Origin of the sequence: Flavobacterium shii, assembly GCF_025847235.1 — a bacterium.
GTDB lineage: Bacteria > Bacteroidota > Bacteroidia > Flavobacteriales > Flavobacteriaceae > Flavobacterium > Flavobacterium shii.
Genome location: NZ_JAOZEW010000018.1, coordinates 61,296 through 85,686, shown reverse-complemented (window position 1 = coordinate 85,686; position 24,391 = coordinate 61,296). Strand labels below are relative to the sequence as shown.

21 protein-coding genes are annotated in these 24,391 nt (G+C 31.9%); 8 read left to right on the top strand and 13 right to left on the bottom strand.

Features of this window, described 5'->3' with window-relative positions; all coding sequences use genetic code 11:
- Position 1: 1 nt before the first annotated feature.
- Genes OIU83_RS16670 through OIU83_RS16655 form a run of 4 tightly spaced genes read right to left on the bottom strand, consistent with a single transcriptional unit; the run spans position 2 to position 4,053 of the window.
- Complete coding sequence (locus tag OIU83_RS16670) at positions 2-721, bottom strand: LytR/AlgR family response regulator transcription factor (RefSeq protein WP_264207395.1); 720 nt, start codon at positions 719-721, stop codon at positions 2-4.
- Complete coding sequence (locus tag OIU83_RS16665) at positions 687-1,445, bottom strand: sensor histidine kinase (protein ID WP_264207394.1); 759 nt, start codon at positions 1,443-1,445, stop codon at positions 687-689. Before OIU83_RS16665 ends, OIU83_RS16670 begins: the two co-directional genes overlap by 35 nt.
- Positions 1,446-1,449: 4 nt before the next feature.
- Positions 1,450-1,779, bottom strand: coding sequence for a DMT family transporter (locus OIU83_RS16660; protein WP_264207393.1), 330 nt, complete (start codon positions 1,777-1,779; stop codon positions 1,450-1,452).
- A 3-nt stretch (positions 1,780-1,782) separates the two neighbouring features.
- Positions 1,783-4,053, bottom strand: a complete 2,271-nt coding sequence (locus OIU83_RS16655) for a cation:proton antiporter (RefSeq protein WP_264207392.1) — start codon at positions 4,051-4,053, stop codon at positions 1,783-1,785.
- Between the two features lie 197 nt (positions 4,054-4,250).
- Between OIU83_RS16655 and OIU83_RS16650 the strand changes: the two genes are divergently transcribed.
- Complete coding sequence (locus OIU83_RS16650; protein ID WP_264207391.1) at positions 4,251-6,617, top strand: efflux RND transporter permease subunit; 2,367 nt, start codon at positions 4,251-4,253, stop codon at positions 6,615-6,617.
- 32 nt (positions 6,618-6,649) lie between these two features.
- Here OIU83_RS16650 and OIU83_RS16645 read toward each other — a convergent pair whose 3' ends face one another.
- From OIU83_RS16645 to OIU83_RS16635, 3 genes are all read right to left on the bottom strand, one after another.
- A complete protein-coding gene (locus OIU83_RS16645) occupies positions 6,650-7,120 on the bottom strand; it encodes an Lrp/AsnC family transcriptional regulator (RefSeq protein ID WP_035617352.1) in 471 nt (156 codons plus the stop codon).
- A gap of 233 nt (positions 7,121-7,353) precedes the next feature.
- Positions 7,354-8,103, bottom strand: a complete 750-nt coding sequence (locus OIU83_RS16640) for a uroporphyrinogen-III synthase (RefSeq protein ID WP_039115878.1) — start codon at positions 8,101-8,103, stop codon at positions 7,354-7,356.
- Between the two features lie 15 nt (positions 8,104-8,118).
- Positions 8,119-8,793, bottom strand: coding sequence for a DUF4271 domain-containing protein (locus OIU83_RS16635; protein WP_264207390.1), 675 nt, complete (start codon positions 8,791-8,793; stop codon positions 8,119-8,121).
- A 105-nt stretch (positions 8,794-8,898) separates the two neighbouring features.
- Here OIU83_RS16635 and OIU83_RS16630 point away from each other — a divergent pair, with 105 nt between their 5' ends.
- The 3 genes from OIU83_RS16630 to OIU83_RS16620 are packed head-to-tail and all read left to right on the top strand — an operon-like array spanning position 8,899 to position 11,485.
- A complete protein-coding gene (locus OIU83_RS16630; RefSeq protein WP_264207389.1) occupies positions 8,899-9,624 on the top strand; it encodes a polyprenol monophosphomannose synthase in 726 nt (241 codons plus the stop codon).
- A 10-nt stretch (positions 9,625-9,634) separates the two neighbouring features.
- Positions 9,635-10,975, top strand: coding sequence for a dihydroorotase (locus OIU83_RS16625; RefSeq protein WP_264207388.1), 1,341 nt, complete (start codon positions 9,635-9,637; stop codon positions 10,973-10,975).
- 3 nt (positions 10,976-10,978) lie between these two features.
- Positions 10,979-11,485: a DUF4296 domain-containing protein gene (locus tag OIU83_RS16620; protein ID WP_264207387.1), complete on the top strand. Its 507-nt coding sequence runs from the start codon at positions 10,979-10,981 to the stop codon at positions 11,483-11,485.
- A gap of 4 nt (positions 11,486-11,489) precedes the next feature.
- Here OIU83_RS16620 and OIU83_RS16615 read toward each other — a convergent pair whose 3' ends face one another.
- The gene (locus tag OIU83_RS16615) at positions 11,490-12,491 is read right to left on the bottom strand and encodes an NAD-dependent epimerase/dehydratase family protein (RefSeq protein WP_264207386.1); all 1,002 of its coding nucleotides are present in this window, start codon (positions 12,489-12,491) and stop codon (positions 11,490-11,492) included.
- Between the two features lie 84 nt (positions 12,492-12,575).
- Positions 12,576-12,917 carry a helix-turn-helix domain-containing protein gene (locus tag OIU83_RS16610; protein ID WP_264207385.1) on the bottom strand — a complete coding sequence of 114 codons (342 nt, stop codon included), beginning with the start codon at positions 12,915-12,917 and terminating at the stop codon, positions 12,576-12,578.
- A gap of 289 nt (positions 12,918-13,206) precedes the next feature.
- Here OIU83_RS16610 and OIU83_RS16605 point away from each other — a divergent pair, with 289 nt between their 5' ends.
- The 4 genes from OIU83_RS16605 to tyrS all read left to right on the top strand — a co-directional run bounded on the left by OIU83_RS16605 (position 13,207) and on the right by tyrS (position 18,617).
- On the top strand, positions 13,207-13,623 hold the full coding sequence (locus OIU83_RS16605; RefSeq protein ID WP_264207384.1) for a hypothetical protein: 417 nt from the start codon (positions 13,207-13,209) through the stop codon (positions 13,621-13,623).
- Positions 13,624-13,687: 64 nt separating this feature from the next.
- Entirely contained in the window at positions 13,688-14,467 is a 780-nt protein-coding gene (locus OIU83_RS16600) for a GLPGLI family protein (protein WP_264207383.1), read from the top strand.
- An 83-nt stretch (positions 14,468-14,550) separates the two neighbouring features.
- A complete protein-coding gene (locus tag OIU83_RS16595) occupies positions 14,551-17,226 on the top strand; it encodes a carboxypeptidase-like regulatory domain-containing protein (RefSeq protein ID WP_264207382.1) in 2,676 nt (891 codons plus the stop codon).
- A 77-nt stretch (positions 17,227-17,303) separates the two neighbouring features.
- Positions 17,304-18,617, top strand: coding sequence for a tyrosine--tRNA ligase (gene tyrS, locus OIU83_RS16590; RefSeq protein ID WP_264207381.1), 1,314 nt, complete (start codon positions 17,304-17,306; stop codon positions 18,615-18,617).
- On the opposite strand, the gene OIU83_RS16585 is transcribed toward tyrS, so the two are convergent.
- The 4 genes from OIU83_RS16585 to OIU83_RS16570 form a co-directional block, all read right to left on the bottom strand.
- On the bottom strand, positions 18,612-19,592 hold the full coding sequence (locus tag OIU83_RS16585; protein ID WP_264207380.1) for a LuxE/PaaK family acyltransferase: 981 nt from the start codon (positions 19,590-19,592) through the stop codon (positions 18,612-18,614). The two genes, tyrS and OIU83_RS16585, sit on opposite strands and share 6 nt — an antisense overlap.
- Positions 19,593-19,677: 85 nt before the next feature.
- Entirely contained in the window at positions 19,678-20,016 is a 339-nt protein-coding gene (locus tag OIU83_RS16580; RefSeq protein ID WP_264207379.1) for a T9SS type A sorting domain-containing protein, read from the bottom strand.
- Between the two features lie 107 nt (positions 20,017-20,123).
- Positions 20,124-21,341, bottom strand: a complete 1,218-nt coding sequence (locus OIU83_RS16575; protein WP_264207378.1) for a hypothetical protein — start codon at positions 21,339-21,341, stop codon at positions 20,124-20,126.
- 129 nt (positions 21,342-21,470) lie between these two features.
- Positions 21,471-24,287 (bottom strand): TonB-dependent receptor, encoded by a 2,817-nt coding sequence (locus OIU83_RS16570; RefSeq protein WP_264207377.1) that lies wholly within the window; start codon positions 24,285-24,287, stop codon positions 21,471-21,473.
- Between the last annotated feature and the right edge of the window lie 104 nt (positions 24,288-24,391).

The following is a 24,391-nucleotide window of genomic DNA, read 5'->3' as shown; positions in this document are numbered from 1 at the left end:
GTTATATTTTTACTTTAAGTAAAAAGTCCGATCGGTACGTTTCGCTTAAAGAAAGGGTAATGTTTTCTCCATTTTTTTTCTGATGATGTAGTACAATTTCGTTATGATTAAAAAACTGAATGGCACTCATCGCAATGATTTCCTTTTTGTTAACCCGACAAAAATAGGTGTCTGGTAATTGTTTTAAAAGTGTATCAAAGTTAATGTTTTTTAAGGTAAGCGAACTTCCATCCGTAAGGAGTACAGTTTTATCCCGACTATCTGTTGTGGCTGTTTTTATGTATTGAATTTGATTAAAATACAATAGAGTTTTGCCTTTGTTTGTGTTTAATTGAATGAATTTTTTTGCAGCTTCGGGTTTGTTGAACTGTTCAAGCGCTTTGGAAATTGCTTTTTGCAAACGTTCTATTTTTACAGGCTTCGTAATGTAATCGACGGCATCTATATTAAATGCTTCGGCAGCATATTCTTTGTAAGCAGTGCAAAAAATCACTAATTTGTCCTGAAGTAAACTGGCTAAACTTAATCCATCAATTCCAGGCATTTCGATATCTGATATTAATAGATCAAAATCTAGATTAGGAATTTCAGTCAATAATTTCTCTGGATTATTAAAAGTTTTTACAATCTCTAATGTTGGGATTTGTTCACAAAGCATTTTTAGATACGTTAATCCAGGTAACTCATCATCCAGTAGTAAGCATTTGAGTTTTGTATTCAAGTAGATTAATTTTTAAATGAGCAATGTAAATATCGTTCTCTACAAATTTATCAAGTTTGAACTGATTTTTGTAGATTATTTTTAAACGTTGTTCTAATGTGGTGTTTCCGATACCGCTTCGTTCTTTTTTTAATACTTTTTTATCTGATATTTTATTTGAAACAGTCAGAGAAAAATGATTGTCTTTGAATTCAAATATTACCGAAATAAAAGCATCGGCGTTTTGAATATCGGCATGTTTAAAGGCATTTTCGATTAAATCGATAGAAATTAATGGCGCGAGTAATGGTTGGTCATATAACTTTTCGTCTTCGCCGATAATGGTCTTTACCTTTAATTCAAAAAGTGGACTGATTTTTATTTTGTTTATTTCGATAAGATTCAGTGCAAACTCGATTTCTTCTTTAGGCGTTACCAACTTTTTTTTGCTTTCATAAAGAATATAATCCAGCACATTTGCCAATTTATCCAGAGCAAAATAAGTTTGATATGCATGCGATTGAATCGAATTAAGAATATTCTTGAAAAGATGCGGATTCAGTTTAGATTCCAATGTTTCCAATTGTAAATCATTCACTTTCATTTCTAGCAGGTAAAAATTCTTTTCGGCTAATTCTTTCGCTTTTCTGGATTGTACCAATTGATAAACGATATAACCAATTATAGCGACTAGCAAAAGAATTATTGCTAGTAGAAAATTGGTTATAGTGTTGCTTGTTTGCATGTTATTAATGACTAGAAACAAACTTTAATCCAATAATTGAAGCGATTAAAGTTGATAAAAAGAATATTCTCCAAAATGTTGCTGGTTCTTTAAAGATAAGAATCCCAACCAAAACGGTTCCTACTGCTCCAATTCCTGTCCAGACAGCATAAGCTGTTCCAATAGGTAAAACCTGAGTTGCTTTGTATAATAAAGCCATACTTATTGTAAGGCATACAAAAAATCCAATCATCCAATAGGTTGATATCATTCCAGATGTTTCTTTGGCTTTGCCTAGGCAAGATGCAAAACCTACTTCGAATAGACCAGCTATTATAAGTAAAATCCAATTCATTTTTTAGGGTTTAATAATTAATACAGAAGGCACGTTGCTTAACCAGGTACTTCTGGAATCGACCAATGCTTTCCAGCTTTCAAGACTAATTATCATTAAGTCTTGTTTGTCCAGAAATTCTTTCTTAATGATGCGGTCGCTCATCATTGATATGTTTTCAGGAAATTTTTGCTCTAAGGTACTAATTGCACTTTTGATTACAAAATTCGTCTCGATGTTTTCATTTACATCAAGAATCATGATGTGTGAATTATTATTAAATATTAATTTTTGTGCATAATCAATCAGGAAGGTGTCTTCGATGCTAAATATCGGTATAAATACTTGATTTACATTTTGTAATTCTTTGTCGATTAGGATACCTAAAGGCATTTTGGTCTTAGAAACTATTAATCGAGTTCTTTCGTCAAAAGGAGAATTCTGGAATAAACCTTCTTTTCCTATGAACTTATCAATCAATCGATCGGGGTTGATGATTCGGGTTGTGAAACCAATTACTTTTCCTAATAATGTTCCTTCAAAAATAGATTGTCCTAAACCAACTAACAATAAGTCATAATTACCTTGATTGGCAATGTCGGCGATATCGCTTTCAATATCTATAGTTGCTTTAAAAATAGTGGTAATTTCTTGTTTCAGAATTTTTGACTCTTCGACAATCGGAATAAAGCTATTCTTCTCTTTGTCTTCGATATTAAAAGCATGCATTTCGTCGCTTAAGGATAGGTGCATCGCCGTGACTTGGGAGCTGTCTTGTTGTTTCTTGACCATGCTATGTGCTAATCGCAAAAGAGACTTTCCTCTTTCGTTGTTTCCAAACGAAATCAAAATTCGATATTTATTACTAATTGATGGTGCTTCGAGAATGGGGGCTTCTTTGGTTTTAAACACAAAATCGATTAAATCCAATGCAGGGCCAGTCATAAAGGTGGTTACTAACGCCATGATTACCATCATTGTGAAAACTTCGGGAGTTAAGACTTTAAGTTCCAGTCCAATGTTTAGTACAACTAATTCCATCAAACCCCTTGTATTCATCAAGGCTCCGATAGTTAAACTGTCTTTCCAGCTTTGTCCTACAAACTTAGCAGCCAAGGCGCTTCCGAAGAATTTCCCGACAACAGCTACCAAAATAATCATTCCGGTTACAGTCCATAAATAAGGATCGTTTATAAGTCCGATTTCTGTTTTTAAACCAGTAAAAACGAAAAATAGAGGTAGTAATAAAATTACCGATACATCTTCGACTTTCTCAATAAACATGGTTCGGAATTTAGGTACATCCGGCATGATTGCACCTGTCATAAAAGCACCAAAAAGCGCATGAATACCAATTACTTCGGTTGCATAAGAAGAAACAATAAGGGTAAGTACAAAAATTGCTACTACAGGTTTGTCGATACTGGATTTGGTTCCATATAAATCACCAATTCTTTTTAAGAATGGTTTCACAATGTATAACATTGCCAAAACATAAATAAATGCTAAGAGTATAATGTATAAGGCGCTTACAAAGGTTCCTGCTTTTACAATGGCAATTACCACTGCAAGTAAACACCAGGCAGTGATGTCGTCGGCAGCGGCACAAGTAATAACGATAGTACCTAATCGGGTTTTATGAATGCCTCGTTCCTGGACAATTCGTGCCAAAACGGGAAATGCTGTAATACTCATAGCAATTCCCATGAATAGACTGAATGATAGGAATTTTACACCTTCGGGTGCAAATCGGTTATAAACAAAATAAGACAATCCAATACCTAGCGCAAAAGGAATTACTATACTGGCATGACTTATTACAACGGCTTCATTTGCTTTGTTTTTTAATGCTTTTAAGTCGAGTTCCATTCCAATTACGAACATGAAAAGAATAAGACCGATCTGGCTTAGAAACTTTAAATTTCCTAGTGATTCAACCGGAAATAACGCCATCGAAAATTCAGGAAAGTACAATCCTAATAAGGAAGGTCCAAGAACAATACCAGCAATGATTTCACCTATTACCGATGGTTGTCCGATGCGTTTAAAAATCCATCCGAAGAAACGGGCTACAAAAATAATTGTTATAATTTGTGCTAATAAAATAGCTAATGGGTCTTGGAAATTTGATTGCATCGAAGTGATGAAATCTTGCCAGGAACCCTTTCCGGTTCCTACAATTTCAATTGTTTTATTTATTTCTAAGTGCTTACCTTTAGTTATAATCCAGTAAATTAATGCTGTAAAACCTCCTGTTACTCCTATGTAGAACAAAGCGTTCTTGTAGTTTTTCATACTTGTTTTAAATAATGTAATTATTTTCTCAAAAATAATACAAATATGAGAAACGAAAGCTAAGAAATTGTATGAATTTCGATTAAGTTATTGTGAAAAATAACCGTATTTTATACAAGTTGTTCTGTAAAAAAAGATATTAAAATTTATGCTTTGCTGCGTTTTTCATTACATTTGCAGCCATTTTTAATACTTTTATGAGAAAGAAAACGAATGTAGGATTCTGGGAATTAATAGCCAGAATTATACTTAAAAATAGAGTCATAATACTAGGAGTTATTGCTGTAATAACTATTTTTCTTGGATTACAATGGAAAAACCTTGGGATGACATATACAGAAGCTAATTTGCTTCCTAAAAAACACATTGTAAATCAACAGTACCAAGACTTTCTTAGTAAGTTTGGCGAAGAAGGGAATCTTATCGTTATAGGTTTTAAAGACGAAACTTTTTTTACACCAAAAAACTATGCTGCCTGGAATGAGTTAATGACAGGATTAAAAAACACAAAAGCTGTAGATTTAGTAGTTTCTTTAAATGACTTGAAAAAGCTAGAAAAAGATACAGTTGCCGAAAAATTCGTGCTTGTTCCTTTTATTGATCAGAATCAAACGGTAAATCCTGATTATCTTAAAAAAATAAAATACGATTTGTTTAATAATTTGCCTTTTTATGAAGGTTTATTGTTTAATAAACAAACAGGAAGTATTCGTTCGGCTATTTATCTGAATAAGAAAATAGTTAATACTGCAGCTCGAAAAACATTTATTCTGGAAGAATTGGTTCCTAGAATAGAGAAGTTTGAAAAAACTACAGGCATAGATCTTCGCGTTTCAGGAATGCCATATATCCGAACAATTAATGCGGAGAATATGAAAGGTGAAATCGGACTTTTCATCGGTGCGGCATTGCTTGTAACTTCATTGATTTTCTTTTTATTTTTCCGTTCGTTCAGAGCTACATTTATATCAATTTGTATTTTGGTAATTGGAGTAATGTGGTCGTTTGGAACATTAGGGTTGTTTCATTATAAAATCACAATTCTTACGGCTGTAATTCCGCCATTGATTATCGTAATCGGAATCACAAATTGTATTTTCCTTATTAATAAATACCAGCAAGAGATAAAATTACATAATAATCAGGCCAAAGCTTTACAGCGTATTATTTCGAAAATTGGAGTTTCGACTTTAATGACGAATTTAACAACTGCTGTAGGTTTTGCTACGTTTATGATTACAGGGAATGATTTGCTTTTTGAGTTCGGATTGGTAACTTCTATCAACGTTATTTCGGTTTACTTGCTTACACTGGTGATTGTGCCTATTGTGTATAGTTTCATGCCTTTGCCAAAAGAAAAGCACTTATATCACTTAAGTAAAAACTATATTTCATCTCTATTGGATTGGGTTGAAAATGTTGTAAAAAATAAACGAAAAGTAATTTATACAATTTACGGTTTGGTGCTTCTTTTTAGTATAATAGGAGTTTCTCAAATTAAAGTTTCGGGCAGCTTAATTGGTGAAATGCCAAAGAGTGCTTCATTTTTTAAAGATATTCTTTTTTATGAAAAAGAGTTCAATGGAGTAATGCCATTGGAGATTATGATTAACACTAAGCATAAAAAGGGTGTTATGAAATTGTCGACCATGAAAAAAATGGATGAACTACAAGAAACAATTGCGACTATTCCAGAATTGTCAAAACCAGTTTCGGTAGTGAACTTAGTTAAATACTCCAAACAGGCATTTTATAATGGGAAACCTGAATATTATGAATTGCCAACTTCTCAAGAGCAAACATTTATTTTGGCTTATGCCAAAAATGCTACTAAAAACAGCAAGGATAACTTGATGAAAAGTTATGTTGATTCAACAGGGCAATATGCGCGAATCACAACTTTCATGAAAGATATTGGTACCAAGGAAATGGCAAGAGTAGAAGGGAAGCTGAAAAAGAGAATAGAAGAGATTTTTCCAAAAGATCGCTATGAGGTTATCTTGACAGGGAAAGCTTTGGTGTTCCAAAAAGGAACTTCTTATTTGGTTGATAATCTTATAGAATCATTGATTTTTGCGATTTTAGTAATTGCGGGGCTTATGACTTATTTGTTTAGATCCGGAAAAATGGTACTGGCATCGGTAATAACGAATATTTTACCTCTTTGTATTACTTCTGGATTGATGGGGTATTTTGGTATTCCGCTTAAGCCATCAACAATATTAGTGTTTAGTATTGCTTTTGGAATTTCGGTGGATAATGCGATACAGTTTATGGCAAAATACCGTCATGATTTATTGCAAAGTAATGGGAAGGTTAAAAAATCAGTATTTAGTGCTTTACGAGAAACGGGGATTAGTACATTTTATACTTCGATTGTATTAATCTTTGGATTTGCAACTTTTACGTTGTCTAGTTTTAGTGGTACGATTGCACTTGGAGGATTGATATCTTGTACGCTGTTATTTGCTATGTTTGCAAACTTATTAGTCTTACCAGCATTGGTTTTGACATTCGAAAAGAAAAAAGCAAAAAAAGAAGATAGTATTGAAGGAGAGATTTAATCTCTCCTTTTTTTTATAAATATTTCAGGAAGTTATAGCTGAATTTGTCTGTCGATTTGTTGGTCTAGAGAAATGAAGGTTTCTGTTCTTGAAACGCCTTCAATTGCCTGAATTTTGGTGTTTAATAGTTGCATTAAATGTTCGTTGTCGCGGCAGATAATCTTTATTAGGATCGACCAGTTTCCTGTCGTGTAATGGCACTCGAGAACTTCGGGGATTTTCTTTAATTCTCTTACGGCTTCTGGGTTTCTTGCGGCTTTATCCAAATAGACGCCTACAAAAGCCATTGTGTTATATCCTAAAACTTTATTGTTAACAGTGAATTTAGAGCCTGATATTACGCCAGATTGCTCCAGTTTACGTAATCGCTGATGGATAGCTGCTCCAGAAATTCCTATTTTATTTGCAATTTGTAATATTGGCTTTCGGGCATCCTCCATTAGGTGTCGTAGGATTTCTTTATCGATACCGTCTATTTCTATAACGAGTGAGTTGATTTTCATGTGTTGTGATTTGAAACTAATTTTAGTAATTTGGTTTAAAATAGAAATCAAATTTAACGATAAAACTTTAAAACAAGCGTTAGATCTGGAATCTTTGTCAGAGTTTAAAATTTTGACAAAGATAGGTTGGAATGTAAAGATCTTTTTTAGTTCATTGAAAATTAAATTTATAAAAGTTTGGGCATAAAAAAAGCTGCGAATTTCGCAGCTTTTTTATTATTCAGGTTAAAGGATTATTTTCCTTTATTTGCTTCGGCAATATATTTTTCTAGAGCCATTGTCATTGAAGGAGTTTCTGGGGTAGGAGCAAGAATATCTATTCTTAAACCGTAATCTAGAGCTTCTTTTTGAGTTGTGCTTCCAAAAACAGCTATCCTGGTCTCATTTTGTTTGAAGTCAGGAAAGTTTTTAAATAATGATTTTATTCCAGTAGGACTAAAGAAAGCCAAGATGTCGTAATAAACATCGGCCAAATCGGATAAATCGCTCATTACAGTCTTGTAAAAAATTGCTTGAGTCCAGTCTACTTTTAAGTTGTTTAAAGTAATTGGAGCATCAGCATTTAATTGATCTGAAGCTGGTAATAAGAATTTTTCGTCTTTGTACTTTTTGATTAATGGAGATAAATCTGCAAAATCTTTTGCACCAACATAAATTTTACGTTTTCTATACACTACATATTTTTGTAGGTAAAAAGCAACGGCTTCCGATTGACAAAAATATTTTAATCCTTCAGGAACTTTATAACGCATTTCTTCTGCAACTCTAAAAAAATGATCAACTGCATTTCTGCTAGTTAATATAATTGCAGTGTAATGATTAAGATCGATTTTTTGTAATCGAATCTCTTTAGCGTTAACTCCCTCCACGTGAATGAAAGGTCTGAAATCAATTTTTATTTTGTGTTTCTGTTGGAGCTCAAAATAAGGGGAGTTTTCCACTTTAGGTTCAGGCTGTGACACCAAAATTGTTTTCACTTTCATAAGTTGTAATATTTTCTAAGCACTCCCTTTTGTAAACCAATAATACATAAAATAATAAGGGGCTATTTCAAGAGCGCAAAGATATAAAATAAAATAAAATAACTTACTCAATATTACGTTTTGATAGTTTTTTATTGAAATAAAATAAGAAAATAGGCTGATACATAATGAAATAGCTAATATTGTTAACGGAACATTTTTAGAAATATCATCATAATAGAACAAAATTGCATTGACTGGGAGTATTAAAATACCAATATAAGCCCTATAAGTTACTTTTTGTAAGTTAAAGTGTTCGACAAATTCTTCGATATTGAATGAAGTGGCAACAATTTTCTCAATTAAATATTTTGATAAAATAAAGAAAGATAAGAAAGTTGCAATTTGAATATAAAGTGCCCAATCGGTTTTTGATGCATTCCCGAGTTTGAGACTGCTAAGTGTAAGTTGAATAAAAAAGGCAAAAGAAATAATTTGCACAAAGAATAAGGCAATTGTAAAGCCGCTTTTTATATGGCTGCTATCTCTATATATTTTGGCATATTTATCGGAGAAAAGCAATTTTGTGAAGTCGCCAAAACGATGATCGTAAATGGTCTTTGTAATAGCAATAACAGCAAAGCATAACACAAACAAAAGTGTTGCCCAGTCTTTATTTTCGGTGATCCTTGGATGAAGTTGTTCAATCATAGCAATGCAAAATTAGTAATTTTTTATATCAATACTTTTATTATAACTTTATTATGAATGAAATGCTATAAAAAGTTTACTTTTGCGTTGAAATTACTCAGAAAAATGAACGATTGTATTGTCATAATTCCCACTTACAACGAAATTGAAAACATTGAGAGCATTATTAGAGCTGTGCTTTCGCAACATAAATCTTTTCATCTTCTTATTGTCGATGATAATTCACCAGATCATACAGCAGATAAGGTTGTTATGCTTCAAGAAGAGTTTGAAGGGAAGTTGTTTTTAGAAAACAGGGCTAAAAAAGCAGGATTAGGAACAGCTTATGTTCATGGTTTTAAATGGGCTTTGGATCGGAAATATAATTATATATTCGAAATGGATGCCGATTTTTCACATAATCCAAATGATCTTGAAAAACTTTTTGATGCTTGTCATTTTGGCGGTGCCGATTTGGCAATTGGATCTAGATATGTAACAGGTGTAAACGTTGTAAACTGGCCATTAAGCCGTGTATTGATGTCTTATTTTGCATCGGTATATGTGAAATTTATCACCGGAATGAAAATCCATGACGCCACAGCTGGATTTGTGTGTTATAAAAGAGAGGTTTTGGAATCAATTAATCTTAACAAAATAAAATTTGTTGGTTATGCTTTTCAGATTGAGATGAAATATAGGACTTACTGTAAGAAGTTTGGAATTGTAGAAGTTCCTATTATTTTTACAGATAGAACAAAAGGAGTTTCTAAGATGAGCAATGCGATTATTAAAGAGGCAATCTTTGGAGTTATTTCACTTAGACTAAAAAAATTAGTCAATTCATTATAAACTATAAACGATGAATAGGATTTTAATCAAAAATGCTAAAATTGTAAACGAAGGATCAATTTTTGAAGGGGATTTATTAATTGAAAACGATTTAATAGTAGAGATTTCAGACAGTATAAGTTTGAAATCATCTAATTGTGTCGTTATTGATGCCGAAGGAAGTTACTTAATGCCGGGTGCAATAGATGACCAGGTTCATTTTAGAGAACCGGGATTAACGCATAAAGGCGATATCGAATCAGAATCTAGAGCAGCAGTTGCCGGTGGAATTACTTCTTTTATCGAGCAGCCTAATACGGTACCAAATGCTGTAACTCAGGAAATTTTAGAAGAGAAATACCAGATAGCATCAAAGAAATCACATGCGAATTATTCGTTTATGATGGGTGCTACCAATGATAATTTGGATGAAGTTTTAAAAACAAATCCGAAGAATGTTGCTGGTATAAAAATATTTTTAGGATCATCAACCGGTAATATGTTGGTTGATAATGAAACAACGCTTGAGAAAATCTTCTCAAGTACTTCAATGCTTATCGCGGTTCATTGTGAAGACGAAACAACAATCCAGAATAATCTGGAAAAATATAAAGCAGAGTATGGCGAAGATGTTCCTGTAACGGTGCATCATTTAATTCGTAGTGCCGAGGCATGTTATATTTCTTCATCTAAGGCTATTGCTTTGGCTAAGAAAACAGGAGCTCGTTTGCATATTTTTCATCTTTCGACTGCCAAAGAAATGGAATTGTTTACGAATAAAATCCCTTTAGAAGAAAAGAAAATTACTGCTGAAGTTTGTATTCATCATTTGTGGTTTACCAATGATGATTATGCAACCAAAGGTAATTTTATAAAATGGAATCCTGCTGTAAAAACAGCCGATGACCGAAAAGCACTTTGGGAAGCTTTACTTGATGGGCGAATCGATGTAATTGCTACAGATCACGCACCGCATACCAAAGAAGAAAAGAAGCAATCTTATTTAAAAGCACCTTCTGGAGGTCCATTAGTTCAGCATGCTGTTGTTGCTATGTTTGAAGCGCATCATCAAGGAAAAATTAGTGTGGAGAAAATCATTGAAAAAATGTGTCATAATCCAGCTAAAATTTTCAAAATCGAAAAAAGAGGATTTATTAGAGAAGGGTATTATGCCGATTTAGTAATTGTAAATCCTGGTTTGCCCTGGAGTGTAAATTCCAGTAATATTTTATCAAAATGTAATTGGTCTCCGTTCGAAGGATTTGCATTTAAGTCTCGTATTACACATACTTTTGTAAATGGACAATTGGTTTATAATGCTTTTAAAGTGAAAAATGTTCACGCTGGAAAAAGATTATTATTTGATAGATAAGATATGAGAAAAATAATCATGATTGTTTCGGTGTTAATTCTTGCAGTCGGATGTAAGAAAGAATTGGTCAAAAAACCAGAACGACTTGTTGATAGAGATAAGATGATGGATATTATATATGATCTGTCTTTATTGGAAGCTATTAAGTATCAAAATCCATTATCGTTAGATTCATGCGATACTAATCCGACCAGATTTGTACTCAAAAAGTATAAAGTGGATAGCGTGCAGTTTGTTAAGAGTAATATGTATTACGCAGCAAATTACAATGATTATAAAGACATGTTTGATCAGATTAGCGTGCGCTTAGAGAAAAATAAGAAGAAGATAGATTCGATTGTCAAAATTGAGAATAAGAAAAAGGCGCTGGAGAAAAAAGCGCTTGAAAAAAAGGCTAAATCCACTAAAAAGGACTCAATTAAGATAAAAAAGGATTCGATTAAGGTAAATAAAGATTTGAAAAAAACGAATTCTGATTTGCTTAAAAGAACACAAAAGTTAAAACAATAAGTTTTTATAAGGTAGAAACCTCTTTAATGTATTGATGGATATTCCTGAAATCAATATTTAAAGCGGTTTTTATTTTTTCATTCGAATATAGATCTTTTGTATAAGATGATTTTGCGGTCGCTTTTGTAATCTGTCTTTTCTTCAGGAAAAAAGTTGCCAGGAACCAATCGATACGCCATACAATTTTCATTAGTAATGGACTTGCATGTTTAGAAGGTCTTTTTACTTTTAATGCATCGGCAATAGTGTTTAGAATATCACGGAAAACGACATTTTCTGAAATTAAGGTGAAACGCTCGTTTTTTATTTCGCTTTTTATTAATGTTGCAGCAATTCGCACTACGTCATCTACAGTAACAAATCCAGTACTTCCCAGAGTATAGAACGGAAGTCCGTTGGCTACTTTTGTATAAAGCTCTGCGCTTCCTTGTTCTGTATTTTTAGATTTAGGAATAGGGCCTAAAATAACCCCGGGATTTATGATAACAATATTTAATCCTTCTTGTATACCGCGCCAAACTTCCATTTCGGCACCATATTTAGAAATTGCGTAATCGCTATGTGGTTTTTCGGGATTCCATTCCGTTTCTTCAGTTATAATAGTTTCATGAGCAGCAAGATCACCAAGTGCCGCAATTGAACTTACGAAGCATAATTTTTTTATTTGTTTGGCTATGCAAAAATTCACAATGTTTGCTGTGCCTTCGATATTGGTTTTTCGAACTAAATCTTCATCTTTTGGATCAAAAGAGATTAAAGCGGCACAGTGATATACATATTCGATATCGATAAAAGCAACTTCTAGTGATGGAACATCCAGGATATCGGCTTCTATCCATTGTATAGATTCAAATAAATGGGATTTTTTGTATAAATCAAAAACTGATTTTGTTCGTTCTATTTTTTCGGCGTTTCGGTAAATTGCCCGAACGTTATCTCCATTTTCTATTAAATGAAGTAATAAATGTGCTCCGACTAAACCTGTTCCTCCTGTTATTAAAACCATTTTGTAAAGATAACTTTTTGATTGAAGAGGCAAAGGGACAAAGGGATAAAGTTGTGAAGTTTTTTGCTGTCAAGATGTGAATTACTAAGCTTTTATAGTTTTTATTTTTTTGTGTAATGTATTAATAAGTTCATCTTTTTCTTTTAAACGGAATTCATATTGTTCAATTAGTTTATCTGAAATTAAGACAATATTCGTCGTAGTTCGTACTTCTGTTGGCTGTGACTTTTCTTGTTCACCAAATAAATTTGAAACGTTGGTATCTAATAGATGTGTTAATTTAATGATCTCTTCGGGTATGAATTGTATTTCTCCTTTTTCTCTCCTACTATATTGTGACTGATCTAGTCCTAGTTCGTGAGCAATATAATTTTGTGAAAGCCTTTTGTACTCTCTGATTGCTTTTACTTTTTGATATAATTTCATGGTTTTTAATTATTGGCGTAATTAGTTAATAACTAGTAAGTATAGCTATAGAGGACATTTTTTTGAAAATATACTCGTTAAATTTATTTTTTAACATTTTACGGAGGATAAATGCACAAGAATTACATGTTAAATTCACATTTAAAATGTGTTTCTGCCATTTTCTAAGATAAATAAATTGTTGTTTTTTGATGGGAAATAATTATTCATCTTTTTAAATTAAAAAGCGCTTTTGAATTTAAAAAGATGATATAGGGTGATAACTATCAATTTTAAAAAAAAATTAAACATGAAAAGATTAGTATTGGGATTGTGTTTTATGTTGTTTGCTTCTGGAGTTTCTGCAAAAGAGTTTTCTGCATCAGTCAATTTTGAAAAGTATAATTTAGTAAAAACTGAATATTTTGAAAATGGTTTTGCTGTGATTTATGGATGCTCAGTGTATATTGCTTGGCATGATAGTCATGGGAGTTATTCTAATACGTGGAGTTTTCCAAATGTAAATAGTCAAAGTGGTTGTAATCAAATGAAGGATGAATTAATAGCTGTTCTTATGCAGCCAGTAATGTATGCTCCTCTCAATGACGAAGAACTTTTGCCAGCTATAGTAACTCCTGAAGAGATAATAATAGGATATGATTCCCCTATTGATGGAGGGCTTTTGCCGTTTTTTCCTGTAGACGAAGGAGAGATGGGGTTTTATTGATAAATTAAATGAAAAACACAATTTAGAAGCAATTTTAAATTGTGTTTTTAATAACAATGGTTAGATGGAAAAGAAAATTTTAATATTAATTTTATTTATTTCAACAATAAGTATTGCTCAAATACGCGATGAAAAAGTTGCCTTGATCGAGTATAGTTTGCAAATATCGAGTGATGGTTACCAGCAAAAAATTGTCACAACAAAATGTTCTAAAAGTAAATCAGTTTCAAAAACATTGGCTAATAATTCTCGTTCGGGAGTTAAAATTGATGAAAATACAAACTCAATAGCGGTTTATGAAAAAGAATTAGATACTTATGAATTAGTTGATTTGACAAAAAAAACAATTATCTCCATTGATAATATAAAAGGTGTTAATTACAAAATTAATGAGGTGCTGCCAGTAATGAATTGGAAGCTTTCAAAAGATACTGATACAAAAAAAATAGATATGTTTATTTGTAATAAAGCTATGTTAAATTTTAGAGGGCGTAGTTATACCGCATGGTATACACCTTATATACCTTTATCTTTTGGACCTTGGAAGTTTTATGGATTGCCAGGTTTAATTTTGGAATTATATGATACAGAAAATAATTACCATTGGACTGCAACTAAAATAATATATCCGTCTAAAGAGCAATTTGATCTAGAAGTTTTTGAGAAACAGAATTTAAAAGAAACTAGTTTGATTGGTTTTGTAGAAGAAATTGAAAAGCAGAAGCAATTAATGTTTGCTCGTATTATGAAAGCGATGCCTAGAGGTGCAACTATGGATTCAGGTAATGATGTAAGAACGGGTGTTGAGTTGATATATGATTGGGAAGTTAATAGAGAAAAATAGGATATGATATCTGGGAGATTAAAATTTCCAGTTTTTTTGATCATAATATTTGGGTTTGTCAATAATTAATACAGTAGCTTTTTTTGAAGATTTATCACACTCCGGTTTTACTCTTTATATTTTTTATGTTGCCTGGTTTTTTACAGGCTCAATCTATAATATCAGGTGCTGTTTTAGACAAAAAAGGAAATCCAATTTCTTTTGCTAATGTATTTGTAAAGTTGCAAGAAAATCAATCAATTATAGTTTTTACACGTACGGATATTGAAGGGAAATATATTTTAGAATTATCTGAGACAGGAAATTTTGAAATTAGTTTCACGGCTATGTCTTATAAGATTAATACTGCTTCAATAGTCATCGAAACAGCTAAAAAATATATACAAAATGCAGTTTTAGAAGATGATGTTACAACTCTTAATGAAGTTATTATTAAAACTGAAAAACCTGTAATTTTTAAGAAAGATACTATAATATTTGATGGAAAAGCTTTTGCAAAGGGAAATGAGATAGTTGTAGAAGATTTATTGAGGAGAATACCCGGGCTTATTGTTAGTAAAAACGGGACTATAAAAGTTGGTAATAAAGAAGTGGAAAAAGTCATGGTAGAAGGAGATGATTTTTTTGAGCACGGATATAAGTTATTGACTAAAAATCTCAATGCATCAGTCATAGATAAGGTCGAGGTTTATAAGCGATATTCTAACAATCGTTTGCTAAAAGGAATCGAAAACAGTGACAAAGTAGCTTTGAATCTTACCTTAAAAAAAAATATTAAAACGCAATGGTTTGGTAATATGAGTTTAGGCTATGGGGTAGCATCTGAAAATCGTTATGATGTCAGGACTAATTTAATGTCATTTAAGCAAAAGGTTAAATACTACGGAATAGGAAACCTTAATAATGTAGGGGTTGATGCTGTAGGAGATGTTGATTATATTATTAGGCCAAGTAGTACAGATGATATAAGTAATATTGGTGATGATCAAAATGCGGGTAAATTACTTAACTTAAATGGTTTTAAGCCAAATTTAAAGGAGGAAAGAACCAATTTTAATAATGCTGAATTAGTTTCTTTAAATTCTATTATCACACTTTCTTCAAAGGTTAAATTGAAAGTAATGGGATTTTTTAATTCTGATGGTAATGATTTCTATCGAAAAGGAATCGATGCTTATAATGCAGGAGGCATATCTTTTACAAATTTTGAAAACTATATTTTAAATAAAAAGAAAACTATTGGTTTTGGTAAGATTGATTTTAATTATGATATTTCAAAAAATCAAATGTTTGAATATGTTGGTAAGTTTAATTATGAAGAGGATAATACTAAAACAAATTTGATTTTTAACAATGAGCATACAAACGAAAAACTTCATGAAAATAATCAATTACTTGATCAAAAAGTAGTTTATACAAACCGATTCAAAGACAACAAAGTTTTAATTTTTTCAGGCAGATTTATTAACGAAAAAACACCACAACACTATTATAATAACGTTTTTTTATTTCAGGATTTATTGCCAATAGGTATAACAGCAAATGATGTTATGCAACTGAGTGAAAACAGGATGCGATTTATTGGTTTTGAAAGTCAATTGTTAGATAAAAAAGAAAGTAAGAATTTGCTTGAAGTAAAGGTGGGGTATAAAAACAGGTATGATGTATTTGGCTCTAAATTACAGTTTTATGAGAGTGATGTTATTAGGAATGCTCCCGAAAAATATAGTAATGATGTTAAATATACTGCTGCGGATGCTTATTTTAAATCAAAATACAATTATGTTAAGGGAAAGTTTGGGATAGGAGGTAATTTAGAGTTTCATCAATTGATTACAAGTCTTGAAACAAGTAATAAAGAGCAACATGAAAATCCGTTTTTTGTGAATCCATCTATATTTTTAGTTTGGGAGATTAATAAGAAGAATAGAATTAGCACCTCATATTCATATAATACCACAAGTGCGAAAATTCTTGATGTATACGATGGTTTTGTATTAACAAGTTATAGAAGTTTTGAAAAAGGAACAGGAGAAATAAATCAACTTCAGTCTAATTCTTTGTTTTTTAGTTATAAATTAGGTGATTGGGATAGTAGATTCTCTTTAAATACTAATGTCAATTATTATCAAAATCATGATTTTTATTCTACAAATTCTGTTGTCCAACCTAATTATTCTCAAATCGAAAAAATTATAATCAAAGACCGGTCGATGTTGAATGTCAATGCCTATTTAGGATTTCTATTTAGTTCAATTTCATCAATAGTAAAATTGGATCTAAACTATTCTTCATCCAATTATAAAAATATTGTAAATAATAGTAGTTTGAGAGAAGTGCATTCTCAATCTACTGTTTTAGGACCTGAATTAAAGTCTAATTTTAAAGGTTTTTTTAATTACAATTTAGGTTCTAAATGGACTATGACTGAATTTAGAACTACCGTAATCAATAAAAATACAGACAATATTTCTTTTCTTGATTTTTTATTTGTGATAAACAAAAAGCTAAATGCACAAATCCAGACAGAGAGATATTACTTTGGAAATTTAGATAAAGAAAATGCAAAATATTATTTTCTTGATTTAAATGCGAACTATATTATTAATAATAACAAGTTGTCTTTCTCTCTCTCTGCGAAGAATTTATTTAATACTCAGACTTTTCGACAATCATTTATAAGTGATATCGTTACTTCAAAAACAGAATATAGGATACTTCCTAGATATGTGATTCTAAAAATGGATTACAGATTCTGAAAATAATGATTAAGCTTTTCAATTCATTTTTTAGCTTTCAATTCACAATCGTTATATTTGCACAAATTATTTTAAAAATGAAGAATCTAGTTGAAGAATTAAAATGGCGTGGGTTATATCATGACAGTATGCCTGGAACGGAAGAACAATTACTGAAAGAGGTAACAACAGCTTATATAGGTTTTGATCCAACAGCAGATTCGCTACATATTGGTAGTATGGTTCAGATTATATTATTGGTTCATTTAAATAGAACTGGACATAAAGCCATAGCTTTGGTTGGAGGGGCAACTGGAATGATTGGTGATCCATCTGGAAAATCTGATGAAAGAAATTTGCTAAATGAAGAAACCCTTGCTAAAAACGTTGCGGGAATCAAAAGCGTTTTGTCTCGTTTTCTAGACTTTAACTCGACTGATGCAAATGCTCCAGTTATGGTTAATAACTACGATTGGATGAAAGAATTCTCGTTTATTGATTTTGCACGTGAAGTTGGAAAGCGTATCACGGTGAATTATATGATGGCGAAAGATTCTGTTAAAAAGAGATTTGCAGGCGAAGGAGAAGGGATGTCTTTTACAGAATTTACATATCAATTGATTCAAGGTTACGATTTTTATCATTTATATAAAAACAATAATTGTGTTTTACAAATGGGAGGGTCTGACCAATGGGGTAATATTACAACAGGTACAGAATTGGTTCGTAGAATGGGAGGAGAAAATGCGAAAGCTTTTGCTTTAACAACACCTTTAATTACAAAAGCTGATGGTTCTAAATTCGGAAAATCTGAGGGAGGAAATGTTTGGCTGGATGCTGATAAAACTTCAGTATATAAATTTTACCAGTTTTGGGTAAATACCACCGATGTTGATGCTGAAAAATATATTAAAATCTTTACTTTTTTAGATAAAAAAAATATTGATGCTTTGATCGAAGAGCATAAAGCGGCTCCGCATTTAAGAGTTTTACAAAAGAAATTAGCTGAAGAAATTACGATTTTCGTGCATGGAAAAGAGGCATTGGAAGATTCAATTAAAAAATCTGAATTTGTTTTTTCAAACTTCACAATTGAGAGCTTAAAAGAAGAAGGAGAAGAATTCTTTATTGACATATTCTCTGAATTTGATCAACCGGTCATCAAGAAATCAGATTTAGCAAATGGAATTGACGCTGTTCTAGGATTGTCTGATTTAACGAATATTTTCCCTTCTAGAGGGGAAGCTAGGAAAGCTCTTGCAAGTAATGCAGTATCTGTTAATAAAGAGAAAATTCAAGTTGAAACTTTGTTGACTTTGAACGATGTATTTTTTGATAAGTATATTTTAGTACAATTTGGTAAAAAGAAAAAGTACTTCATAATAAATGTAGAAAATGATTTTTTTCTATAAAACCATTAAATTACAACCTCGAATATCCGAGTTATCAAAACGTCCCAATACCTCGAAAGAGTTGTTGGGATATTTTTTGCCCAAATCTTGCGTAGCGATAAAGGAGCAAGAATTAATATTGGCTAGGTCGATTACATTTATACCGCCAGTTTTTCCTTCTTTTACGTAAGTTAAAGCATCTTCGGTATCGCGAACAAGGATTTGTATCCATGATGGGCATTCGAATATTCCTTCGCCTAGAGAATAAGCTTGTGATAATAATTCGGTCATACCATATTCAGAATGTATTGCCGTTACACCAAAACCTTCGCAGAGTTGTTTGTGTAATTCTTCACGAATCATTTCTTTGCGTTTTCCTTTCATACCACCAGTTTCCATTATGATGGTATTTTGCAATTTAAACGAGTTTTTTTCGATTAAATCTAGCAAAGCATATGTTACACCGATTAAGATGGTATTTTGTCCCGATTGGTCTAATTCGATTAGCTTCTGGGTAAGTTCTCCGTGGTTGTGTAAATAAAACCCACTTTCTGGATGATTTGATAATTTAATTAAATCTTCGACCATATAGATTAATGAAGATCCGTCACGTTCCAAATAAGATGGTAGAAGTGCTAATACAGCATAGTCTTCGATGTTGCCATAAAATTGCGAAAACCCTTTGCGATAGCTTTCTTCATATAAAGAAACATCAGTTACAATATGTTTACTGGTAATCATTCCTGTCGTACCACTACTAGTAAAAGTCACTTGCGCAGGATTAGAATTTGAAACGACTGTATGACTCTTGAAAAACTGGATTGGCAGAAACGGAATTTGTTCCAGCGATTTTACTTTTTGTGGATCTGTATTAAGATAATCACAGAATGTTCGATATACTTCGTTGTTTTCGTACTGAAAGCGGAATACTTTCAATGCCATTTTTTCAAATTGCTTTTGACTGGAAATTGTAAATATATCGGTTGTTGTAATCAAGATCTTTTTTTTGCAAAGGTAATTATTTAAAAGAAAAAAGCTCCAATATTACTATGGAGCTTTGTTTGTATTTTATTCTGAAAATTTATCTGACAATTAATTTTCTGGTTGCTGTTGCATTTTCTTCATTGATTTTTATAATATAAACGCCAGGAGAAAGAGTAGAAACATTTAGTTCTCTAGAACTTAATTGTGTCTGTAATACTTTTTTTCCAAGTATATCAAAAATAATTATTTCTTTTTCTAAATCATTTTTGGATGAAATATACACTTTACCATTGCTCACAGGGTTTGGGTACAAACTTAAGCCCTCTATAACAGTGGCGTCTTGTGTTTTTGGCAGTTGTTTACTATCTTGTGCAGAAGCACTTAGAGTAAATAAAAAAGCCAATAAGAATGTAATATAAAAGTAGTTTTTTGCCATCGCTTAAATTTCGTATAGTAAATATACAAAAAAGTTTTCAAAAACTACGCCAAAAAAAAAACATCCTAAGAATTTAGGATGTTTTTAACATTTTATAGGTGAAGAACTTATAGCTTCGCTAATAAGTTTACGCCATCAACTGTAGCCCATGCACCACCAGTTAAAGTAGCTCCTGTAGCAGTAGTACTAACTGTCCAGTTTGATGCCGGAACAAAACTAGCAGCAGTTACTGTGAATGCAGTAGGAACTCCTGAAATGAAAGTAATAGGAGTATTAGTGATTTTTACGTTGTTTAATTTGATTTTTCCTGCAGCAACTTGGTGATCATATGTAGCTTTGTCTAATATTTGAATTGCACCACCGTTGTAAGGAGTTGGAGTAGTTTGGCTAATAAAACCATCAATTACGATGTTGCTGTAATCACCATTTCCTTCTTTTTTAAATTGGATAGCATCCAACTGAATTTCGCTTTGTGCTTCTGTAGTTGTACCAGCAGCTCTTCTAAGAGTGATGTTAGTAACTTTTGGCCAGAATGCATTGTCAACACTTTTAGATTCTACTTCTATACCGTAGTTAGCAACACCTACTTGGTATGCATACCAGTTTGTATTGTCTTGACCTCTCCATCCATCTTGCCAGTCAAAAGAGTCATCACTATTACCGTAAGAAATTGCGTTTGTTAAACTTACTGTTCCTCCGTAAAATTCAAAACCGTCATCATTACCTTTGTATGAAACTAAGTGATCTAATACAGTTCCTGTTCCAACAGAGTAGAATGAGAATCCGTTATTTTCTTTACTGTTAGTTGTGATTACTTGTCCAGCATATTCAACTCTTACATATTTCAATGAACCTCCATTGTGTGCTGCATTTGAACCTCCGTATGTTAAGTTTAAACCATCTTCTGATACTGCTGTTTGTGGAGCAGGAGCAGTTGCTGAGTTTACAATTGGAGCATCTCCGTACATGATAATACCAGCCCAAGAACCTCCTATTTTTGATTTCTCAGTAAAAACGATTGGAGAGTCTGCTGTACCGTTAGCAATTAGTTTTCCTCCATTTAATACAATAAGACCATTTTCTCCAGTAGATTTATCGCAAGTAATTGTACAGCCAGGCTCAAAAGTAAGTGTTACACCACTGCTAACTTTTATCATCCCTTTTAATGTATAGTTACCGTAAGCATAAGTTTTGTTTGCTGTAATATTCGAAGATATTTCTCCTGTTACTGGTGTTTTTGCAGGGGTGTCTCCATTATTGTTGTCACTCGAACATCCTGTAAAGATACTTCCTAAAACTGCTAAGCAGATTACTAATTTTTTCATAAGTTTTGTGTTTTGTTTTGTTTTAATCTTCAACAAATTTAACTCGAGTCTCTTTTAATCTATTTAAGAGAATGTTATCAAATCAACACTCGTTATTTAACTTTGTGTTTGGTAATTGTTAAGTGTTTCTTAAAATGTGTAAGATATGTTCATAGAGAAACCAACTCCTTTTTTGTATTCTCTTACAGTTAAATCGCTTTCAGTTATTGGAATTCTGCTATTCTCACCCATTTGTATTTTATAAGACGGGTTTAATAGGTTATCTACAGAAAGTTTAATATCAAATTTCTCTGAAATTTTGTTTTGCCAGATAAAATCAAGTTTACCAAATGGCATTTCATAATAATTATCTAGTCCATTTGTACCTACGGCATATATACGTTTGCTATATACATTGTAAACCATAGTCATCGAGCTTTTCCATTTTTCACTAAACTCAGAATCGTATCTAAGATCAGCATTTACGATCCAAGGAGAGGCTCCCTGTAATTTTCGAGATGGATTATCATCAACTGCAATAGTTTCAGGATTGTTAACTCCATTTTCAAAAGTTTTTTGAATCGTTACTTTCGTATCCATTAATGCTGCATTAGCACCTAAAGAGAAATTAGATAATGATTTTGAAATTCTTTCTAATTGAAATAAGAATTCAAATTCAGCACCATATAGTAAAGCTTTATTGGAATTACCGTATGTTATAATTTGTCCACCACTTCCTGCTGAGTTTGTAAATAATCTTTCGATAGGATTATCTATCATTTTAGTAAAAATTGTAGCAGAAATTAATTCCTTAGCAGTTGGGAACAATTCGTATTTTAAATCAAAATTATAATTAGCACTATTAGTCAAAAATTCATTACCTCTTTCTATAGTACCATCTGGGTTTACAAACTCAAGAGGATAAGACTCCATAATTACAGGCCTCGTAATTGTTTTTGAGGCTGCAAATCTTAAGTTTGAATTCTCATTTACAATGTATTTTGTGTTTACAGATGGCAAAATATCTGTTTTATCAGTAGTTATTATTTGATATGGATCTTCAAAACTTCCTGTTGACTTGTATTTTGTTTCTCTATGAGTTTGTTCAACTCTTGCGCCTACATTTAACTCAAATTTTTCAGAAAATTTTAAAGCTAAATCTAAGTATCCAGCGTTAACAAACTCTTCTAGCATTGCTTTGTAAGTTGAGTTTGTACCTTCTCTGTAAGTGAAATTGCCGTTTGAAATTTCGTTTCTTAAAGTAGCATCAGGAGTATTGGTTGGGAAAGTAGCACTATTTGAGTCTAGATTTTGGGATACTAGAAATCTAAATTCAGATCCCATTTTATTCATATAGCCGCTATATCCTGCTGTAAGCTTGTTTGATTTGCTTATGTCTTCATTTCCAAATTTCCAACCGTATTCTAATAAACCAGAGATATGTTGGTCACCTTTAAAATCAAGATATTGTCTGGTTATACTGTTACCAGTATAGGATATTGAAGTTGTATTGTCGTCCATCTTAATACCCTTGAAAGATTTTCTGTCAGGAAGTTCGTACTGTGTTGTAGAGAATGAGACACCAGCTTTAACAGTGTGTCTTTCATCTTCAGTTATTTTATAGTTACCAAACAATTGTGTGTTAAATAAAGTAGACTCTTGCAATTGATTCATTCTTATGAAACCATTTGTTTGAGCTGCATTAGAATTTGTATAACCTACCTGATCTTGTATTAAATTTTCAGTCGATTTTAGATAGATCGTGTTTGACGTAAGAGAAAGTCTTTTTGTTTTATAAGTTAAACCAACTAGTGCAGATGAATTTGTAATAAATTTATACTGGGTTGTAGTTAAATCATTGTCATAATTTCCTTGTGCCGTATTAAAAATTCTATCGGCTCCGCTTCTAATTTGATATTTATTATCATAGTTAAGTGATATCAAATATTGAAATACGTTTTGTTTTTTGCCTACGTTGAATTTTTCTGAATGAAGAACTCCAAAACTTGTATTTAGAGGAGATACACTGCTTTTAACATCAAATCCTGAACCAAATCCGTTTGCAGATTGGTCTGCAGTTAATGTTTGGTTACTAGGAGTTTTAGTCAATGCAGATGGTAAATCTCTTTCGTTACCTGAAAATCCGAAAAAATCAGATGTTGAAGTTGCATCTTGAGAAATAAGGAACTTTTGCAGGTTGTTATTAATAGTGTAACCAGCTCCAAAATTAATTTTCGTTTGACTTTTTCCAGTAGCAGTTGTTACGATATTAAAAGTAGCTCCTGCAAAATCACCGTATAAATTAGGATTGAAAGTTTTGTATGTTTCTAAAATACTTACAATATCGGTTGGAAAAATATCCAAAGGAATGATTTTTTTAAATGGATTGTTTGATGGAATAGCCAAATCATTAAGCAAAAGGCTGTTGTAACGATCCTCTAAACCTCTTACGAATAGACCCCTTCCGTCTACTTTGGTAATTCCAGTAATCTTTGTTAAGCCCTCTTCTACATCACTAACTCCTTTTCGTGACATTTCCTGAGCTCCAATGCTTTGTTTAATAACAACAGCATTTTTTTGATCTAATAATAAAGCTGTTTCTTTTTCTTTATTTACAGATGAAGCTTTTACAACCACATCTTTAAGAGTATAACTTCCTGAGGACAAAGCTCTGTTAATCGTTATAGTTTCGTTTGCTTTAACAATTACAAGTGCTTCTACAGTTTCATACCCCAAGAAACTATAAATTACAGTATAGCTACCAGGAGCTATATTTATTGAATATTTACCATCGATGTCGGTATTTGCACTGTTGTTGGTTCCTTTGATAAGTACATTCGCAAATGGTAATGCTTCATTATTCATCTGTTTGTCGGTTAAAACTCCAGAAATTGTACCTTTGGTTTGTGCTATTGAAATGGTACAAATGAATAATGTAATAAATAGAAATTTAAAGTTGAATTTCATTTTCGTTTTGTTGGTTGTTTATTTTTGTGCAAATAAAAGACTGCTTTGTAAAGTTCATGTTAGCTACTGGTTATCCTTCCGTCTCTGTTATATTATTAAATTGT

Coding starts and splice junctions, on each gene's coding strand:
- OIU83_RS16570 (WP_264207377.1), bottom strand. CDS start 24,287: ATGAAATTCAACTTTAAATTTCTATTTATTACATTATTCATTTGTACC.
- OIU83_RS16660 (WP_264207393.1), bottom strand. CDS start 1,779: ATGAATTGGATTTTACTTATAATAGCTGGTCTATTCGAAGTAGGTTTT.
- OIU83_RS16580 (WP_264207379.1), bottom strand. CDS start 20,016: ATGGCAAAAAACTACTTTTATATTACATTCTTATTGGCTTTTTTATTT.
- OIU83_RS16615 (WP_264207386.1), bottom strand. CDS start 12,491: ATGGTTTTAATAACAGGAGGAACAGGTTTAGTCGGAGCACATTTATTA.
- OIU83_RS16635 (WP_264207390.1), bottom strand. CDS start 8,793: ATGATTGAACAACTTCATCCAAGGATCACCGAAAATAAAGACTGGGCA.
- OIU83_RS16575 (WP_264207378.1), bottom strand. CDS start 21,341: ATGAAAAAATTAGTAATCTGCTTAGCAGTTTTAGGAAGTATCTTTACA.
- OIU83_RS16640 (WP_039115878.1), bottom strand. CDS start 8,103: ATGAAAGTGAAAACAATTTTGGTGTCACAGCCTGAACCTAAAGTGGAA.
- OIU83_RS16625 (WP_264207388.1), top strand. CDS start 9,635: ATGAATAGGATTTTAATCAAAAATGCTAAAATTGTAAACGAAGGATCA.
- OIU83_RS16620 (WP_264207387.1), top strand. CDS start 10,979: ATGAGAAAAATAATCATGATTGTTTCGGTGTTAATTCTTGCAGTCGGA.
- OIU83_RS16655 (WP_264207392.1), bottom strand. CDS start 4,053: ATGAAAAACTACAAGAACGCTTTGTTCTACATAGGAGTAACAGGAGGT.
- tyrS (WP_264207381.1), top strand. CDS start 17,304: ATGAAGAATCTAGTTGAAGAATTAAAATGGCGTGGGTTATATCATGAC.
- OIU83_RS16605 (WP_264207384.1), top strand. CDS start 13,207: ATGAAAAGATTAGTATTGGGATTGTGTTTTATGTTGTTTGCTTCTGGA.
- OIU83_RS16610 (WP_264207385.1), bottom strand. CDS start 12,917: ATGAAATTATATCAAAAAGTAAAAGCAATCAGAGAGTACAAAAGGCTT.
- OIU83_RS16650 (WP_264207391.1), top strand. CDS start 4,251: ATGAGAAAGAAAACGAATGTAGGATTCTGGGAATTAATAGCCAGAATT.
- OIU83_RS16665 (WP_264207394.1), bottom strand. CDS start 1,445: ATGCAAACAAGCAACACTATAACCAATTTTCTACTAGCAATAATTCTT.
- OIU83_RS16630 (WP_264207389.1), top strand. CDS start 8,899: ATGAACGATTGTATTGTCATAATTCCCACTTACAACGAAATTGAAAAC.
- OIU83_RS16600 (WP_264207383.1), top strand. CDS start 13,688: ATGGAAAAGAAAATTTTAATATTAATTTTATTTATTTCAACAATAAGT.
- OIU83_RS16645 (WP_035617352.1), bottom strand. CDS start 7,120: ATGAAAATCAACTCACTCGTTATAGAAATAGACGGTATCGATAAAGAA.